The sequence below is a fragment of the Bordetella sp. 02P26C-1 genome, from assembly GCF_009763255.1.
Taxonomy (GTDB): Bacteria; Pseudomonadota; Gammaproteobacteria; order Burkholderiales; family Burkholderiaceae_B; genus Bordetella_A.
The window spans coordinates 302,506-320,450 of sequence record NZ_WSJB01000022.1 but is presented as its reverse complement, the minus strand read 5'-3'; the positions used below and the strand labels follow the sequence as shown (position 1 = coordinate 320,450).

Below are 17,945 nucleotides of genomic sequence, written 5' to 3'. Positions count from 1 at the left end.
AAAGAATTGTAGGAAATAGCCCCGTCATACCCGCCCCCCGTCCATGGGCAAGGCTTCCCAAGTTAGGTATAGTCCCGGCGCGTCCGACAGCTTTTGCGGCGCTCGGGGCGCGACGTGCGCACCGGCAACGGTGGATGAGGCGGTGCTATGGGTAAAAAGGGCAGCGTGATCGGCATCGCGGCAGTCGTCATTGCCGCCGCGATTGGGGCAGGGGTGTGGCTGGCGCGCAGTAATGATGCGGATGGCGGTTCGGCTGCGGTCCAGGCGCCTGCGTCTGCCCCGGCGATTGCTACGACCACCAAGGGCAACAGCGCTCCGTCTACGAGCGCCCCGGGTGGCAGCCAGTCCGATTCCAATCTCCCGGACACGGCGCTCGTCGGGCAGGCCGATCCGTTCGGCATGCTGGACTGCAAACCCCGCCAATTCCAGGACGCCATGGCGCTGGCGATCACCTTTACCCAGCCGGTGGACCGGAAAAGCGATCTAAGCCGCTATATCACCGTGCTCGACCAGGGTCCGGCGCCGACCGAAGAAGGCGACGATGACGAACACAGTAACGCCAACGCGCATTCCAGCTCCAAGGCTGGCGATGAGCGTGCTGGCACCACGGCTGCCACGGGCAAAGTCGTAGAAGGCGCCTGGAGCATTGGCGAGAACCCGCGCATTGTCTATTTCCCCTATGTGCAGCCGCAGCGATCGTACGCTTTGCGCATGCGCGCCGATCTGCCCGGTGCGGGTGGCGCGACTTTAGGCGGCGATCGTGAATGCCAAGTCCATACCGAGGCCATGCCGCCTTCGTTCTACTTTGCCAGTCGCGGGGTGGTGCTGCCGGCCGGGCAAAACGGCGGGCTGCCTATTGCCACCGTCAACATGCCCGAGGTGGATGTGCAGTTCTTGCGCGTGCCGCCCGAGCAATTACCGGCGTTTTACGACAACGTGCTGGGTCTGGTGGGGACGTCGGTTTCAGACGAAGAGAACGAGTGGCGCTATGCGGATAACCGCAGCCTGAAGGGGCTTGTCAGCACCTGGGACCTGGACCGGCTGCATAGTCTGGCTAAAAGCGTTTACCAAGGCCGCTTCCTCACCGACGACAAACCCAACCGCCGTCACGTGACATTCCTGCCCGTCGAGAAGATCGCGGAGTTGCAACAACCCGGTATTTACGTCGCGATCATGAGCGAGCCCGGCCGGTTTCGCTATGAATATCAAGTGTCCTATTTCTACATCAGCGACATGGGCTTGCATGTGCGACGCTATAGCGATCGCACCGAGGCTTATGTGATCTCGCTGAAATCCGGTCAGCCGGTGGGCGAGGTGCAGGTCGAGCTGGTCGATGGCGCCGGAAAGGTGCTGGCCAAGGCGGCGACCGACAAAAACGGCCATGTGCGATTCGATGGAGACGCCTCGCGGGCACGCGTGATTCGCGCCGTGAGAGGTGGCGAGCTGACGCTGCTGTCCTTGGGGGAGCCGGCCTTGGATCTGTCCGAGTTTGATATTGGCGGACATGTCGCGCGGCCTAACAATTTATTCGTCTATGCCGGCCGGAATCTTTATCGTCCCGGCGAGACGTTCCAGGTCTCCGTGCTGCCGCGTGACCTCGACGGCAAACCCATTGCCGCCGTGCCGTTGACAGCGGTGTTAAAGCGCCCTGACGGGCGTGTGGTACGCAGCGAGTTATGGCAGCCCGATGAAAAGGTCGCGCACTACGTGCAGCACGCCATCAGTTTGCCGGTCGATGCGCAGACGGGGAAATGGCTGCTGGAGCTGCGCGTCGATCCCGCCTCCAAGCTGCCTGACGCGAGCTGGTGGTTCCAGACCGAAGAGTTTTTGCCGGAACGCATGAAACTGCATCTGGACACGGACCAGGCGACCTTGGCGCCGGACGATGATTGGACCGTGGACGTACAGGGCGATTATCTCTATGGCGCGCCCGCGGCCGGCAATCGCCTCTTGGCGAGCTTCCAGGTCAAGCGCGAGCGATACCCATTGGCGCAGCAATGGCCGGGCTTCGTCTTCGGTGATGTGGCCGATGACACGCTGCGTCATTACGAAGAGCTGCCCGAAACCACACTGGACGATAAAGGCATGGCTCGGCTGATCGTGGATCCGCAGTCCGCCGGTGCCGCGAAATCGCCGGTGAGCGTGCGTTTGTCGGCGAGCCTGCTGGAATCTGGCGGCCGCCCCGTGGTGCGTTCGCTTGAGCGCACGATATGGCCGGCGGACAAGCTCATCGCGGTGCGTCCACTATTCAACAATGACGTCACACACGAGGGGGCGCCGGCCGGTTTCGAACTCGTTCGTGTGAATACGAAGGGCGAAGTCGTGCCTCTGCCTGAGGCGCAGTTGCGACTGTTCCGCGAGCGGCGCGATTATTACTGGCGTTATGACGATCAGCGCGGTTGGAATAGCGGCTATACGGAAACCGAGGATCTGGAGGATTCTCGTACCGTGGCACTGCCCGATCGCACGTCGCTGACGCTGCCGGTAGACTGGGGCCGCTATCGCTTGGAAGTCACCGACCCGGAAACCGGCCAAGTCATGCGCTATCGGTTTTATGCGGGCTGGGACGCCCAAGATGCGGATACCATGGGCAATCGTCCTGATCGCGTCCAAATGAAGCTGGAAGGCGCACCCGCGCGTCCCGGGGATACCGTCAAACTCACGGTCACCCCGCCTCACGATGGTCAGGCGCTGATTGCGGTCGAAGGCGATCGCATGCTGTGGTCCAAGTGGGTCGCGGTCAAGGCGACCGGTACGCAGATCGACATCCCGGTGGATGCCTCCTGGAAACGCCACGATCTCTATGTGTCCGCCGTGGTGTTCAGACCCGGCAGTGCCGGCGAGCGTATTACACCCGCACGCGCGGTGGGGTTGACCTATCTGCCCATTGCTAACGCCGACCGTCGCCTGGATGTCTCGCTGTCGGCTCCGGCCAAAGTCGAACCGGAAAAGCCGACGACGGTGCGGGTCAAAGTCGAGGGCGCGCGGGACCAGGCTGCCCATGTGACGTTGTCTGCGGTGGATGTTGGGATTCTCAACATCAACCAGTACGCGACACCGGACCCGATGGATTTCTTTTTCGGCAAGCATCGTTATGACGCGGAACTGCGTGATATGTATGGCAAGCTGATCGAGAAAATGGACGGCACGCAGGGCCGCTTGAAGTGGGGCGGTGATGCCGCGATGCGCGGCGACAGCCGCAGCCTGCCGAAAAAGGTCAAGCTGGTAGATCTTTTCTCTGGTCCGGTCGTGTTGAATGACAAAGGCGAGGGCGAGATCACGCTGAATCTGCCGGATTTCAACGGAACCCTGCGCTTGATGGCCGTGGCGTTTACCGACGCAAATTATGGTCACGCCGAGCAGGAGATGGTGGTGGCCGCACCCATCGTCGCCGAGTTGAACATGCCGCGCTTCATCTCGCCGGGCGACCGTGCGACGGTGGCAGTCGATGTGGCGAATCTCAGCGGCGCGACTCAGCAAGTCAAGCTCAATCTGGATGCGCTGGACCCGCTGTCTATCGCCGATGGAGGCACGCGCACGCTGACGCTGCGAGACAAGCAGCGCACGACCGTACGATTTACGGCGACGCCGACGGGGTCTTACGGCCCGGGACTGATGCGTCTGACCGTGGAGGGTCAGGGCGGACCGAAGCCGATTCACATCGAACGCGAGGCGATGCTGCAAGTCCAGCCCGCGTACGCGGCAGAACAGATAGTGCGACGCGTGCGCCTGGATGCGGGTGAGACGTTCGCACCCGGCGAGCAGGCGACGACAGGCTATTACCCGGATTCGGTCACGGCCAACATTACCCTGTCGAATCGACCGCCGATCAACGTATCGCGCTTGGTCCAAGACCTGTTGCGTTATCCCTATGGCTGCACGGAACAGACCATTAGCGCCGTGATACCGTGGGTGTTGCTCGACGAGCAGGATGTTAAACGGTTCGGTTTGACGGTGCCGGACAAACAACAGCGGGCGGACAAGATCTCCGCTGCGATTAGTCGTCTGGCGGGAATGCGTTCGTCGGCCGGGGCCTATTCGCTCTGGGGTAACGAAGGTTCGGCCAGGGATGTGTGGCTGACCGCCTATGCGGTGGGCTTTTTGCAGGATGCGCGCGAGCAGGGCTTCGAGGTGCCCGAGACGGCTTTCGCGCGGTCGCGCCAGTGGCTGCAAGAACAGCTGCAGCAAAGCTTGGGTGCTTTTGGCACATGGCCAGAAGTGTTGCGTCGCTCGCTGCAAAACGGCAATGTCGATAGCAGCTATCTCGAACTGATGCGCAACGATCATCGCCGTTTCGCCGGTTATGCGTCGGCCGCGTTGGTGCTTGCCCGCGATAAGCAGGCCTCCCTTGCGACGCTGCGTCAGCTGTTTGACCGTTATCAGGAACGTGCGTTGTCGCCGTTGCCGCTGATTCAGATGGCCGCCGCTTTTGAGCTGATGGGCGATACCGCACGCATGAACAAGGCCATGGAACTCGCCTATGCGCGGCCCTATGGCTATCCCATACGGGGGCGCTATCAGCAAAACGCGTGGTTAGGCGACTATGGTAGCCCGGTGCGGGACTATGCGCTGGGATACGCCATCGCCAGCCAATACGGCCTGGCACCGGCACAGCGCGAGTCCCTGCTGTCGCAGCTGGATGGACTGCTGCGCGGCCGCGCGTATTTCTCCACTCAGGAGCAGATGGCCTTGGTGCTGGCCGCGCGTGCCGCCGGCGGCGACGCCGACAAGCCGTGGAATGCCAATATCCAGATGGCCACGGGTGGACGCGCTGTAAGCAAGGCCTCGGATGAAACGATCGCTTTGTCGGCAGATGTGCTGCCGACTCTGCAAGTCACCAATACCGGTGCGGCGCCCCTGTTCATCGAGTACGACATGCAGGGCACGCGCACGGAAGCGCCCGCGCCGCGCGGTGATGCGATTAAGCTGCAGCGTCGCTGGTACACCCCTGACGGCAAACCCTGGGATGGTGGCGTATTGCGCACCGGCGATATGCTGGTGGTGAGATTGACGGCGGCGGCCAACCAAACCATTCCGGACGCGCTGATCGTGGATCGCGTACCGGCCGGGCTGGAGATCGAGAACCTGAATCTTTCGCAAAGCCCCGAGATGCGCGATTGGGAAATCGACGGAGTCAACGTCGCTGACGCCATGTCGAATCCGGCGATCAAGCACCGCGAGTTCCGTGATGACCGTTACGTGGCTGCCACGGCGTTGGGCGGCGAAGCCATCGAGATCTTTTATATGGCGCGCGTCGTCACGCCGGGGCGCTATGTGGTGCCATCGACGGTGGCGGAAGATATGTATCGGCCCGAACTGCGAGGCGTAGGCGAGCGATGGAGCCCGATCGAGGTTCGCGACCGCGTGGCAGCGCGATAAGGCAGGCCGCGCGCGCAGTCGCGGGGCGGTTGGGGCGCAGTGCCGACGCCCCACGTAGCGGTACGACTGCTATCCGGTGGGCGAGGGCGATGCTCATCGCAGTCGCGCTGTTGGCCGCGATCGGCGTCACCTTGGATCGCCTGTTTCCACCGCCCACGCCGGGTGTTGGGGGCGCGTCCGTCGTCGTCGCGGCTGATGGCACCCTGCTGCGCTCTTATCCCAGCCGTGATGGCGTCTGGCGGTATCCGGTCACGCCCGATCAGGTGTCGCCGCATTATTTAGAGACGCTGCTCGGTTATGAAGATCGCTGGTTTTATTGGCACCCGGGGATCAACCCGGTAGCATTGACCCGGGCGGCGTGGCAATGGTTGGTGCACGGACGTATCGTGTCTGGGGGCTCCACCATCACGATGCAAGTCGCCCGTTTGCTTGATCCTCAACTGGCCGGGCAGCCTTCTCGCAGCTTGGCGGCCAAATTGCGCCAGATGGCGCGCGCATTGCAATTGGAGCTGCACTACACCAAGGACGAAATTCTAGGCCTGTATCTCACGCATGCGCCCATGGGCGGCATCGTGGAAGGCGTCGAGATGGCGTCGCGGATGTGGCTGGGTAAATCCGCAATGGACCTAAGCCCCGCCGAAGCCGCCCTGTTGACCGCGCTGCCGCAATCGCCTTCGCGCTTGCGTCCCGACCGCCATCCGCAAGCCGCCGAGCTTGCCCGCAATAAAGTGCTGGATCGCATGGCGGCGCTGGGCGTCTGGAGCGCTGATGCCGTGGCCGACGCCAAAATCGAAAATGTACTTGCTCCCCCCTTGCGCGCGCGATGGCTGGCGCCGTTAGCCGCAGAGCGCTTGCAGAGCGAGCAACGCCGTCGCGGCCAGCGTGCCACGATTGTGTCTTCCACGCTGGACGCGGAGATCCAGACGGTCGCCGAGCAAATGCTGCTCGATCGCATCGACGCGTTGCCGGCGCGTGTATCGATGGCCATCCTGGTGATGGACAACGATAGCCTGGAGATCAAGGCATATGCCGGCTCGGCCGACTTCTCCGACGAAAGCCGGTATGCCCATGTCGATATGGTGCGCGCCGTCCGTTCGCCGGGATCGACGCTTAAGCCATTCCTGTACGCGCAGGCACTGGAGGACGGGCTGATCCATTCGGAGAGCATGCTGCTCGATGCGCCACTGTCGTTTGGTGGCTATGCCCCTGGCAATTTTCAGGCGGCGTTTTCGGGGCCGGTGAGCGTGTCGCAAGCGTTGCAGCGGTCTTTGAACGTCCCGGCGGTCGATCTGCTCGACCGCGTCGGGCCCGCGCGTTTCGCCGGCCGGCTCGCCACGGGCGGCATCCATTTGCGCATGCCGGCTGGCGCGACGCCAAATTTAAGCTTGATTTTGGGCGGGGGCGGCACCACATTAGAAGAGCTGGTCGGTGCTTATCGCGCTTTTGCCCGCGATGGTGTCGCGGGCGTGCCCCGGCTCACACCGGATCAACCTCGGGTGGAATGGCGCATGATGAGTCCGGGCGCGGCCTGGATTGTGCGCGATATTCTCGAAGGTGGCGGCCATCCGGACCGGCCGTTGGAGCAAACGGGCCGTCGTCTCGCGTGGAAAACTGGCACAAGTTTTGGTTTTCGTGATGCCTGGGCCGTTGGCGTGACGGACACCTGGACCATCGGTGTGTGGGTGGGCCGCCCGGACGGTACGCCCAATCCCGGATTTTTCGGCGCCAACGTCGCCGCGCCTTTGCTTCAAGATCTAGTAGCCGTATTGCCTGCAGGGCCTTTTTCAGCGCGCAACCGTCCATTTAGTGTAAAACGGGTGGTGACGTGCTGGCCGCACGGTTGGGAACAGGGCAGTCGCCAAGCCCAGGCCTGCGACCAGCCACGGGCGGCGTGGGCGCTGGACGAAACGGTTCCCCCAACGTTCGCCGGTTATGCCGATCCAGCAGGTGCGCTGTTGCGGGTGCAAGGGCTGGCCGATGGCGCAGTATTGCGACCCGTACCCGGCAGTCGCGCGGTCGCCCTCGAAGTCAGTGCCCGTGGCGCGAGAGGTCAGGTATGGTGGTTGCTAGATGGGCAAGTGCGGCAACAGGGCGAGGCAACGGAATGGATGAAACTATCTTTAGTGCACAATGGTCGGTATACATTGACGGTCATGGACGAACAGGGCCGACACGACCGCGTAGTGTTTGAAATCGCTGGTGTTACGCCCTGATCGGCATAGAATATGAAACGTGTTTTTCGATCGCTTCAATGCGTTATGGAGGAAGCGTGATTTCCCAAGAGCTCGAAGTCAGCCTGCATATGGCCTTCGTCGAGGCCCGCTCGGCCCGACATGAATTTATAACCGTCGAGCATCTGCTTTTGTCGCTGCTCGACAATGCTTCCGCCGTCGAAGTCCTGCGTGCCTGCTCGACCAATCTGGACGAGTTGCGCCGCAACCTGCGCCAATTCGTCACAGAAAATACGCCGGTGATTCCCAATGGCGCGGAAGTCGACACGCAACCCACGCTGGGTTTCCAACGGGTGATTCAGCGCGCGATCATGCATGTGTCCGCCGGCGGGACTGGCAAAAAGCCGGTCACGGGTGCCAACGTGCTGGTAGCCATTTTTGGCGAAAAGGATTCGCACGCGGTCTACTACCTGCAGCAGCAAGGCGTGACGCGTTTGGACGTCGTTAACTATCTCTCCCACGGCATCACCAAGCAACCGCAGGATGAGGCAGCCGCCGCAATGCCCAAAGAACCGACGAGTTCCGAAGAGTCTGGCGAATCACGTCAATCCCCGCTCGATCAGTATGCGACCGATCTGAACGCCGCTGCGCTCGCGGGTCGTATCGATCCGCTGATCGGTCGTGAGCATGAGGTCGAACGCGTCATCCAGGTGCTGTGCCGTCGCCGCAAGAACAACCCCTTGTTGGTGGGCGAAGCCGGTGTCGGTAAAACCGCGATCGCCGAGGGCCTGGCATGGCGCATTACGCGCGGCGAAGTGCCCGAGGTCTTGCAGACCGCGCAGGTCTACGCCTTGGATATGGGCGCGCTCTTGGCTGGCACGAAATATCGTGGGGATTTCGAACAACGTCTAAAAGGCGTGTTGAAGCAGATTCGCGGCAATCCCGACGCTATCCTGTTCATCGATGAAATCCACACGCTGATCGGCGCGGGTTCCGCGTCGGGCGGCACGCTGGACGCATCGAATCTGCTCAAGCCGGCGTTGTCGTCGGGCCAACTGAAATGCATCGGGGCGACGACCTACACCGAGTTCCGTGGCGTCTTCGAAAAAGACCATGCGCTTTCGCGTCGATTCCAAAAAATCGACGTGCCCGAACCGAGCGTGGAGCAGACCGTGCAGATTTTGCGCGGACTCAAGAGCCGTTTCGAAGAGCATCATAGCGTGCGTTATTCCGCAGCGGCACTGACCGCGGCGGCGGAGTTGTCGGCTCGCTATATCAATGACCGTCATCTTCCTGACAAGGCAATCGATGTGATCGATGAGGCGGGCGCCGCTCAGCGTCTGTTGCCGCGTTCCCGGCAGAAGAAGGTCATCGGCAAGGTCGACATCGAGAACATCGTCTCCAAGATTGCGCGTATTCCGCCGCAGTCGGTGTCCAACGACGACCGCAGCAAGCTCGCCACGCTGGAGCGTGACCTGAAGACTGTCGTGTTCGGGCAGGATAACGCGATCGAAGCGCTTGCCGCGTCGATCAAGATGGCGCGTTCCGGCTTGGGCAAGCCCGATCGCCCGATTGGCTCGTTCCTGTTCTCTGGTCCCACGGGCGTTGGCAAAACCGAAGTCGCGCGTCAGCTGGCATTCACCTTGGGTGTGGAGCTGCTGCGCTTCGACATGTCGGAGTATATGGAACGCCATGCCGTATCGCGCCTGATCGGCGCGCCGCCGGGATATGTGGGCTTTGACCAGGGTGGTTTGCTGACGGAGGCTATCACCAAGCAACCGCACTGCGTGCTCCTGCTCGACGAAATCGAGAAGGCGCACCCGGATGTCTTCAACATCCTGCTGCAAGTGATGGACCATGGCACGCTGACCGACAACAACGGCCGAAAAGCGGACTTCCGTAATGTCATCATCATCATGACGACGAACGCGGGCGCCGAGGCCTTGAGTCGTCCCTCGATCGGCTTTGCCAATAGCAAGGTCGTGGGCGATGAAATGGCCGAGATCCGGCGGATGTTCACGCCGGAATTCCGCAACCGGCTCGACGCCATTATTCCGTTCTCGGCGTTGTCGCGCGAAATCATTCTGCGCGTGGTGGACAAGTTCCTCATGCAGCTGGAGGATCAGTTGCACGAACGCCGTGTCGAGGTGGTGTTCACGGAAGCGCTCCGCGCGCATCTCGCCAAAGAAGGCTTCGATCCGCTCATGGGTGCGCGGCCGATGCAACGCCTCATCCAGGACACGATTCGCCGTGCTCTGGCCGATGAGTTGCTGTTCGGTAAGCTCGCCGATGGGGGCACCGTGACCGTCGATTTGGATGCGGAGGGCAAGGTTCAGCTGACCTTCGATACTCCGGGCAAATCGTCGGATAGTGGCGCCAAGGACCGTCAGGAAGTTGAGTTGGTCGATTGAGCATCCCGCCCGAGCCGTTAATTGCGTGTGAGCACTGCGGCGCGATCTTCCGACGACACATGCTGCAGCGTGGTGAGCGGGCGCTATGCGACCGCTGTGGCACCACGCTGTGGCGCTATTCCGGCATCACGTTGTCAGGCTGGCTGGCGCTCTGTCTGGCAGCGTTGATATGCTTCACCGTCGCTAACATTTATCCCGTCGTGAGTATGTCGGTCGGGGGGATGACCCGACAGGCATCGATGCTCGATGCGGTTGGGATGACGTGGGATCAGGGCTATTACGCCACCGCGTTGATGACCGGGTTGTCGGGATTCGGCGTGCCGCTCGTGCAGTTGCTGCTGCTGTTGTGGGTGCTGGGCCCGCTCACCTTTGGCCGCGCGCCACCAGGGTTCGCAGGTGTGGTTCGCGCCTACGGACTACTGCGTCCGTGGAGCATGGTGTCAGTCTTTCTATTGGGCGTGCTCGTCGCGGTGGTGAAGCTGGCGGGCATGGCATCCGTCAGTCCAGAGCCAGGCCTTTTCGCGTTTGGTGCGCTGACGGTTCTTATCACCATGCTTGACCGTCTGTCGCCGCATGCATTGTGGAGATTCGCGGAGCATTCCGCGATTGTTCCCGTGCATGTACCCAAACATGTGCCGGGACGGGCGTTAACCGGCTGCCATGTGTGCGGCCAGGTGCAGGCGGTGCGTCCCAACCGCGCAACGCCAGGCAATATCGAAGAAGAAATCGACGAACTGCTGGACGACACGCCCCACTGTGTACGTTGCGATGCGGTCCTGCATGAACGCAAGCCTGCTAGCCTGACACGGACTTGGGCGCTGCTGATCGCCGCCGCCGCGCTGTACGTGCCCGCCAATGTGTTGCCGATCATGAATATCCGCTCGGTGATCTTCGGTGATAGCGGGCATACGATTTTGGGCGGCGTCGTGGAGTTATGGCAGACCGGATCCTGGGACATCGCCGTGATCGTGTTTGTCGCGAGTATCGTGGTGCCCCTGACCAAGATGTTGGCGCTGGCCGTGCTGGCCACCAGTCTGCAAAGCGGCAGCCAGTTCACGCTGCGCCAACGTACTCGCATGTACGAGATGATTGAGTTCATCGGCCAGTGGTCGATGCTGGACGTCTTTGTCGTGATTCTGTTGGCCGCATTGGCACAATTCGAAGGTTTTCTGCAAATTTCCGCGGGGCCGGCGGCAGGCTCTTTCGGGATGGTCGTCATCCTCACCATGCTATCGGCCATGAGTTTCGATCCCCGCATCGCGTGGGATAAAGAGCTGAGCCGAGAATCTGGTAATGTCTCGCCCGAGCCGCAGGCCCGTCGCTTGCGACAACCTGCGCCAGACGAATCACGCGATGGGGGCTCTGTCGCAGTTTCGACGAACTCCGTGCAAGACTCCGCATAGCAAAGACCCTACGCGCTTACCCTCGAACATGGCCGAAGAAAACATTTCATCCCGCGACGACAGCATCAACGCCCCGGCGGTGGTACGAAAAAAGGAGCGCCGCATCAGCTGGATCTGGCTGGTGCCGGTGCTCGCGGCGGTCGTTGCGGCATCGCTCGTCTTACGCACGTGGCTCCTGCAAGGGCCAGAAGTCTCCATCGTCTTCGACACCGCTGAAGGCTTGGAGGTGAAAAAGACCCAGGTTCGCTATAAAGACGTGGTTGTTGGCCTGGTTGATGACATCCACTTCAATGAAGACCGTTCCAAGGTGATCGTGGACGTGCGGCTGTCGCGAGATGCGGCCGGATTAGCCGCGCCTGGGACAAACTTCTGGGTCGTGCGCCCGCGTCTGGGCCTGAACGGCGTGTCGGGTCTAGGGACCTTGTTATCCGGCGCCTATATCGATGTGGATGCGCCGGATGGCGCGGGAGCAGAGACCAAGGCCACCCAGTTCGAGTTTGTCGGCCTCGAGACTCCGCCAGCCGTCACGCACGATCGCGCGGGCAAGCGTTATATGCTCAAGGCGCATGACTTGGGCTCTTTGGACATCGGTTCGCCGGTTTATTATCGACGCATCAACGTGGGCCGCGTGATCAGCTACGCGCTCGATGAAAGTGGGGATGCGGTCAACGTCGAAGTTTTCGTTGACGCTCCCAATGATCGATTCGTGACGGAGGGCACGCGCTTCTGGAACGCCAGCGGCATTGACGTCCAGGTCGATACCAATGGCCTGAAAGTCCATACCCAGTCGCTGGTGTCCCTGGCGATCGGCGGCGTCGCATTTGCCCACGTGAACCCCGGCCTGACGCAGGAAGCCAAAGCGGGCGCTACATTCGAGCTGTATCGCAGCGAGAGCGACGCAAAGGCGAACCCCGATGGCGATCCGTTCCATATCCGTATGCGCTTTGATCAATCGATCCGTGGCTTGGCGGTAGGCGCGACGGTCGATTTCCAAGGTATTACGTTGGGCGAGGTCACGAAGATCAGTATCGACTTCGACAACGAGAACAAACGCTTCTTTGCGTTGGTGGACGCCGTGCTGTATCCGGAGCGCCTGGGCCCCGTGTACGACAGGATGCGGGCGCGTGCCGAGGCCGAGCGCGACAACACTGGCGGCCGTTTGATCGCCACGATGATCCGGTACGGCCTCAGGGCGCAACTGCGCACCTCGAACCTGCTGACAGGACAACTTTATATCGTTCTGGAGAACTTCCCCAAAGCCAAGCCGGTCGATTTGGAGCCCTCCGAGCCGGTGATGATCCCCACCGTGCAGGGCAACCTGGAACAGCTTCAGCAGCAGATCACCAATATCGTCGATAAGATCGACAAGATCCCGTTCGACCAGATTGGCAAAGACTTGCGCGAAACCTTATCCTCGACCTCGCGTCTCTTGAAGAACCTCGACAAGAGCGTGGCGCCGGAAGTCAGCAAGACGTTGCAAGCGGCGCGTAAATCGTTGGATAACATCAATGAACTACTGGCTCGAGACGGCTCGTTGCCGGCCAATGCCGATCTCGCGCTGACCGAGCTGGGACGCGCGGCGCGGTCGCTGCGCAGTCTGGCCGATTACCTGCAAGTCCATCCCGAAGCCCTGATTCGCGGCCGAGGGGATGACCCGATTCCGGGCCAACTCAGGAAATAAGCTATGAGTGTCGTGTCACGCAAACTGATTCTTCCCGCGCTGGCCATGGCGGTCTTGCTGACGGGCTGCGGGGGTTCACCCAACGCTCGGTATTACACCTTGCAGTCCAGTTCGCAAGCGATACCCGCAGCGCCCGCGCGTATCGAATACCAGATCGAAGTAGCGCCAGTCTCCGTGCCCGAACAAGCCGATCAGCCGCAGCTGATGCTGCGCGATGGGCCGGGCGAGGGCGAGCTAATGCCCATGTATTCAGATCGTTGGAGCGCGCCGCTGGGCAACGAGATCCGCAGCGCGCTGGCTGACACGCTCACCGCGAAACTGGGGGCGCTAGATGTGAACTCGCTCGCACCGGCGAGAGATGTGCCCGTATGGCGCGTCCAAGCCAACGTACAACGATTCGACATGATCGTGGGCGGCCCGGTTCGATTGGATGCGACTTGGCGCGTGCGCCCCATCAAGGTGAGCGGAGCCGCTCCCTTGTTATGCAGAACGGTGATCGAATTGCCGGCGCAGGGCAATGCCGTGGTGGGTTCTCTGGTCGAGGCACAGCAACAAGCCGTGGCGCTACTTGGGCAGACCATCGCCTCTGCAATCGAGAGTGGTGGGGCACGAGCGCTGCCAGCTTCCGCCGACGTCCGGCTCCTAGGCTGCGCGTGATCAACGCGGCTGAAGTGACGAGTACTGAGGGTTAACCCCTAAAAGTTAACCCTAGTTTCAATGTTGGTGCAACTTCCTTAGTATTCGCGGTGATTGATCGCGGCCATCCCGTTCGCGGTCGTGCGCCTGCCGAATAGGAATTGCCCCACCATGAGCACCACCACACTGGGCGTCAAAGTAGACAACGCGCTGCGCGACCGGCTAAAGGCGGCCGCTCAGAAACTCAATTGCACGCCGCACTGGCTGCACAAGCAGGCGCTACTGGCTTACCTCGAACGCATTGAGCGCGGCCAATTGCCTGCTGAGATCGTTCATCTCGCGGGCGATGAAGCCATTGCATCCGAATCCTCGGCATCTCCGTTCGTACCGCCGTTTTTTGAATTCGGCCAGGAAGTGCAGCCTCAATCGGTCCTGCGGGCGGCAATCACGGCGGCCTATCGCCGTCCCGAACCCGAGTGCGTGCCATTGTTGTTGGGGCAAGCTCGCATGCCGCATCGAGACAAGATCCAAGACCTGGCCACGCGGCTGGTGCAAGCCTTGCGGGACAAGCGGGGCGGTGGCGGCGTCGAAGCCCTGATCCAGGAGTTTTCGCTGTCCAGCCAAGAAGGCGTGGCGCTGATGTGTCTGGCCGAGGCGTTGTTGCGCATCCCGGACCGTGCCACGCGCGACGCATTGATCCGCGACAAAATTTCCCGTGGCGATTGGCGCGCACATTTGGGCGGATCACAATCCCTGTTTGTGAACGCCGCGACGTGGGGCCTGATGCTTACGGGCAAACTCGTGGCCGTCAATAGCGAACAGTCCTTATCCAAGGCATTGACCCGTCTGATTGGCAAAGGTGGCGAGCCCCTGGTGCGCAGGGGCGTCAACATGGCGATGCGCATGATGGGTGAGCAGTTCGTGTCGGGCCAAACGATCTCCGAGGCGCTCGCGAATAACCGGAAATTGGAGGCCAAGGGCTTTCGTTATTCCTACGATATGCTGGGCGAGGCGGCGACCACCAGCGAGGATGCCGAGCGGTATTACGCCTCTTACGAGCAGGCTATTCATGCGATTGGCAAGGCGGCTCAAGGTGCCGGAATCTACGAGGGCCCTGGCATTTCGATCAAGCTGTCGGCGCTGCATCCGACCTACTCGCGCGCGCAGCGCGAACGCGTCATGCAGGAATTGCTGCCTCGCGTCCGAGCATTGACTATCTTGGCCCGACAATACGACATTGGTCTGAATATCGATGCCGAGGAAGCCGATCGTCTCGAGATTTCGCTGGATCTGCTTGAGTCGCTTTGCGTGACGCCTGAACTCGATGGCTGGAATGGCATCGGTTTTGTCGTGCAGGCATATCAAAAACGCGCGCCCTTTGTTCTCGATTACATCGTTGATCTGGCCCGCCGAACGCAGCATCGCATCATGGTACGGCTGGTCAAAGGCGCCTATTGGGACACCGAGATCAAGCGCGCGCAGGTCGATGGCCTGGAAGGCTATCCGGTCTATACGCGCAAGGTCTACACCGATGTATCGTACCTCGCGTGTGCGCGCAAGCTGCTCGCCGCGCCGGATGCCGTATATCCGCAATTCGCGACCCACAATGCCTACACGCTCGCGGCCGTCTATCATTTGGCCGGGCAGAACTATTATCCGGGTCAATACGAATTCCAATGCTTGCACGGCATGGGCGAGCCCTTGTACGAAGAGGTCGTTGGTTCTGTTTCGCAGGGCAAGTTAAACCGTCCCTGTCGGATCTATGCGCCGGTTGGTACCCATGAAACCTTGTTGGCTTATCTGGTGCGCCGCCTGCTGGAAAATGGGGCGAATACCTCATTCGTGAATTTAATCGGCGATAAGAGCGTCTCCATCGAGACCTTGGTCGCCGATCCTGTCGATGTCGCGATGCGCATTGCGCCGCTGGGCGCGCCGCACGAACAGATCCCCTTGCCCAGAGAGCTATACGGTTCGCCGTTCAAGGGCGCGCGACTGAACTCTGCTGGTCTGGATCTGAGCAACGAGCACCGACTGGGCTCACTTGCCGCTGCGCTGCTCAATACCGCCGCCACGCCGTGGCGTGCCATGCCGATGCTGGGGGAAGCGGAGCGGCCGTGGGATCCGGCGCGAGCCATTGATGTGCGCAATCCCGCCGATCACCGCGATGTCGTCGGGCAATTGCTCGAAGCGCAGACCGACGACGTCGAGCACGCCATACGCGTGGCAAAGAACGCCGCCCCCATCTGGCAATCCACCCCGGTTGCCGAGCGCGCGCACTGCCTGCGCCGCGCGGCCCAGATGTTAGAAGAAGGCATGCAGCCGCTGTTGGGATTGATCGTGCGCGAAGCGGGCAAATCTTTGCCCAACGCCATCGCGGAGGTGCGCGAAGCGGTGGACTTTTTGCGCTATTACGCCGATCAAGCTGAGCGAGAATTCAACAACGACACTCACCGCCCATTGGGTACGGTGCTATGCATCAGTCCGTGGAACTTTCCGCTCGCGATATTCATGGGGCAAGTCGCCGCCGCGCTGGTCACTGGCAATAGCGTCATCGCCAAGCCCGCTGAACAGACATGCCTGATCGCCGCGCAAGCCATACAGATCCTGCGCAATGCCGGCGTGCCGGCCGGTGCCGCGCAGCTTGTGCCCGGGCGAGGTGAAACGGTGGGTGCGCAATTGGTCCGGGATGCGTCCATCGACGGTGTGATGTTCACGGGATCGACGGATGTGGCACGCTTGATCGCGCGCACGCTAGCGAGGCGCTTGGATCGCCATGGCCATAGCATTCCCTTGATCGCGGAAACGGGCGGTCAGAACGCCATGATCGTCGATTCCTCCGCCCTGGCCGAACAGGTCGTCGCGGACGTCCTGAACTCGGCTTACGACTCCGCCGGTCAGCGTTGTTCCGCTTTGCGCGTCCTTTGTTTGCAGGAGGACAATGCGGACCACATCCTGCATATGCTACGTGGCGCAATGCGCGAATTGCGCGTCGGGAAGCCTGATCACCTGGCCACCAATGTCGGCCCGGTCATCGATGTCGAAGCCCGCGACAACATCACGCTTCATATCGATGCAATGCGTGAAGCCGGTCACCGTGTTCATCAAGTGGATCTACGGCAAGAGTGTCTATACGGCACCTATGTTTCGCCCACGCTCATCGAAATTGACGACATCGGTGCTTTGACGCGCGAGGTGTTCGGGCCCGTGCTGCATGTCGTACGCTACCGGCGCGACGATCTGGATAAACTCATTGAACAGATCAATGCGACCGGCTATGGCCTCACTTTCGGTGTGCATAGCCGTATTGATGAAACCATACGCTATGTCACGGACCGCGTGCATGCGGGCAATATGTACGTCAACCGCAACATCGTCGGCGCGGTGGTCGGCGTGCAGCCATTTGGCGGCGAGGGTCTTTCCGGCACGGGGCCAAAAGCGGGCGGGCCGCTTTATCTGTACCGACTGCTTGCTATGCGCCCGCCCGGCTTGCCCCCCGGTGTCGAAGGCGCGACCGTCCCTGGCGTCCTGATCCTGCCCGGGCCTACCGGTGAGCAAAACACATACCTCCTCCGTCCACGTGGCGCGTTGCTCTGCGTGGCTGCCACGGCCGCCGGTGCACGCGCACAATATGAGGTCGCGAAGTCTACGGGTAATAAGCCCTTGTTTCTGGACGGCCCGGCAGTACGCGAATGGCGCGAGAGCGTCGGGGCCGACCTGACCGTTCTTGGTAACGAAGATATCGACACTGCGGTCTTTGACGGCGTGCTTTTCGAAGGCGATGGCGATGATCTGCGCGCGTGGAACGAACGCATTGCCTCGCGCGATGGCCCGATAGTGATCGTGCAGGGCCTCACACCCGATGCCATAGCAACCGGTGCCACGTATGCGCCCGAGTTACTGCTGGCGGAACGCTCGGTCAGCGTGAATACGGCGGCAGCCGGAGGTAACGCCAGTTTGATGACGATTGCTTAAGCGAGGGCGATAACTTTCGATTTGGGTAACCCTCATGACTGCGCCTTCCCCGGCCGGTCATCGCGGCCACCTGGGCAGGTGATCCCTATTCTCGCGAGCGCCGCTGCGCCTCCGGGCGCGTCAGACACGTCTTGTTCTCCCTCCTTTGCGTCTCGAAAACCTCGATTCGCGGTCAAGCTCGGCTTTGATAACAACCGCCATGCCGGGGCCTCCGTGCCCTGTTGGCGGCCCTACGAAGCCCGACAGCCGGCCGCTTTCCTTATGGTTGGAGAACGAAGTAATGAAAAGATCA

7 protein-coding genes are annotated in these 17,945 nt (G+C 61.3%); all 7 read left to right on the top strand.

Annotated features, from left to right (window positions below):
* Positions 1 to 147: 147 nt before the first annotated feature.
* Positions 148 to 5,379, top strand: a complete 5,232-nt coding sequence (locus GOQ28_RS14075; RefSeq protein WP_160356896.1) for an alpha-2-macroglobulin family protein — start codon at positions 148 to 150, stop codon at positions 5,377 to 5,379.
* Positions 5,380 to 5,468: 89 nt separating this feature from the next.
* Positions 5,469 to 7,592, top strand: a complete 2,124-nt coding sequence (pbpC, locus tag GOQ28_RS14070; protein ID WP_236844354.1) for a penicillin-binding protein 1C — start codon at positions 5,469 to 5,471, stop codon at positions 7,590 to 7,592.
* A 56-nt stretch (positions 7,593 to 7,648) separates the two neighbouring features.
* The gene (gene clpA, locus GOQ28_RS14065; RefSeq protein WP_160356894.1) at positions 7,649 to 9,961 is read left to right on the top strand and encodes an ATP-dependent Clp protease ATP-binding subunit ClpA; all 2,313 of its coding nucleotides are present in this window, start codon (positions 7,649 to 7,651) and stop codon (positions 9,959 to 9,961) included.
* A 2-nt stretch (positions 9,962 to 9,963) separates the two neighbouring features.
* A complete protein-coding gene (locus tag GOQ28_RS14060) occupies positions 9,964 to 11,364 on the top strand; it encodes a PqiA/YebS family transporter subunit (RefSeq protein ID WP_160357023.1) in 1,401 nt (466 codons plus the stop codon).
* A 28-nt stretch (positions 11,365 to 11,392) separates the two neighbouring features.
* Positions 11,393 to 13,045, top strand: coding sequence for a PqiB family protein (locus GOQ28_RS14055; RefSeq protein WP_160356893.1), 1,653 nt, complete (start codon positions 11,393 to 11,395; stop codon positions 13,043 to 13,045).
* Positions 13,046 to 13,048: 3 nt separating this feature from the next.
* A complete protein-coding gene (locus GOQ28_RS14050; RefSeq protein ID WP_160356892.1) occupies positions 13,049 to 13,702 on the top strand; it encodes a PqiC family protein in 654 nt (217 codons plus the stop codon).
* A gap of 150 nt (positions 13,703 to 13,852) precedes the next feature.
* On the top strand, positions 13,853 to 17,653 hold the full coding sequence (gene putA / locus GOQ28_RS14045; protein WP_160356891.1) for a trifunctional transcriptional regulator/proline dehydrogenase/L-glutamate gamma-semialdehyde dehydrogenase: 3,801 nt from the start codon (positions 13,853 to 13,855) through the stop codon (positions 17,651 to 17,653).
* The last annotated feature ends 292 nt before the right edge of the window (positions 17,654 to 17,945 follow it).

Coding starts and splice junctions, on each gene's coding strand:
- pbpC (WP_236844354.1), top strand. CDS start 5,469: ATGCTCATCGCAGTCGCGCTGTTGGCCGCGATCGGCGTCACCTTGGAT.
- GOQ28_RS14075 (WP_160356896.1), top strand. CDS start 148: ATGGGTAAAAAGGGCAGCGTGATCGGCATCGCGGCAGTCGTCATTGCC.
- putA (WP_160356891.1), top strand. CDS start 13,853: ATGAGCACCACCACACTGGGCGTCAAAGTAGACAACGCGCTGCGCGAC.
- GOQ28_RS14055 (WP_160356893.1), top strand. CDS start 11,393: ATGGCCGAAGAAAACATTTCATCCCGCGACGACAGCATCAACGCCCCG.
- GOQ28_RS14050 (WP_160356892.1), top strand. CDS start 13,049: ATGAGTGTCGTGTCACGCAAACTGATTCTTCCCGCGCTGGCCATGGCG.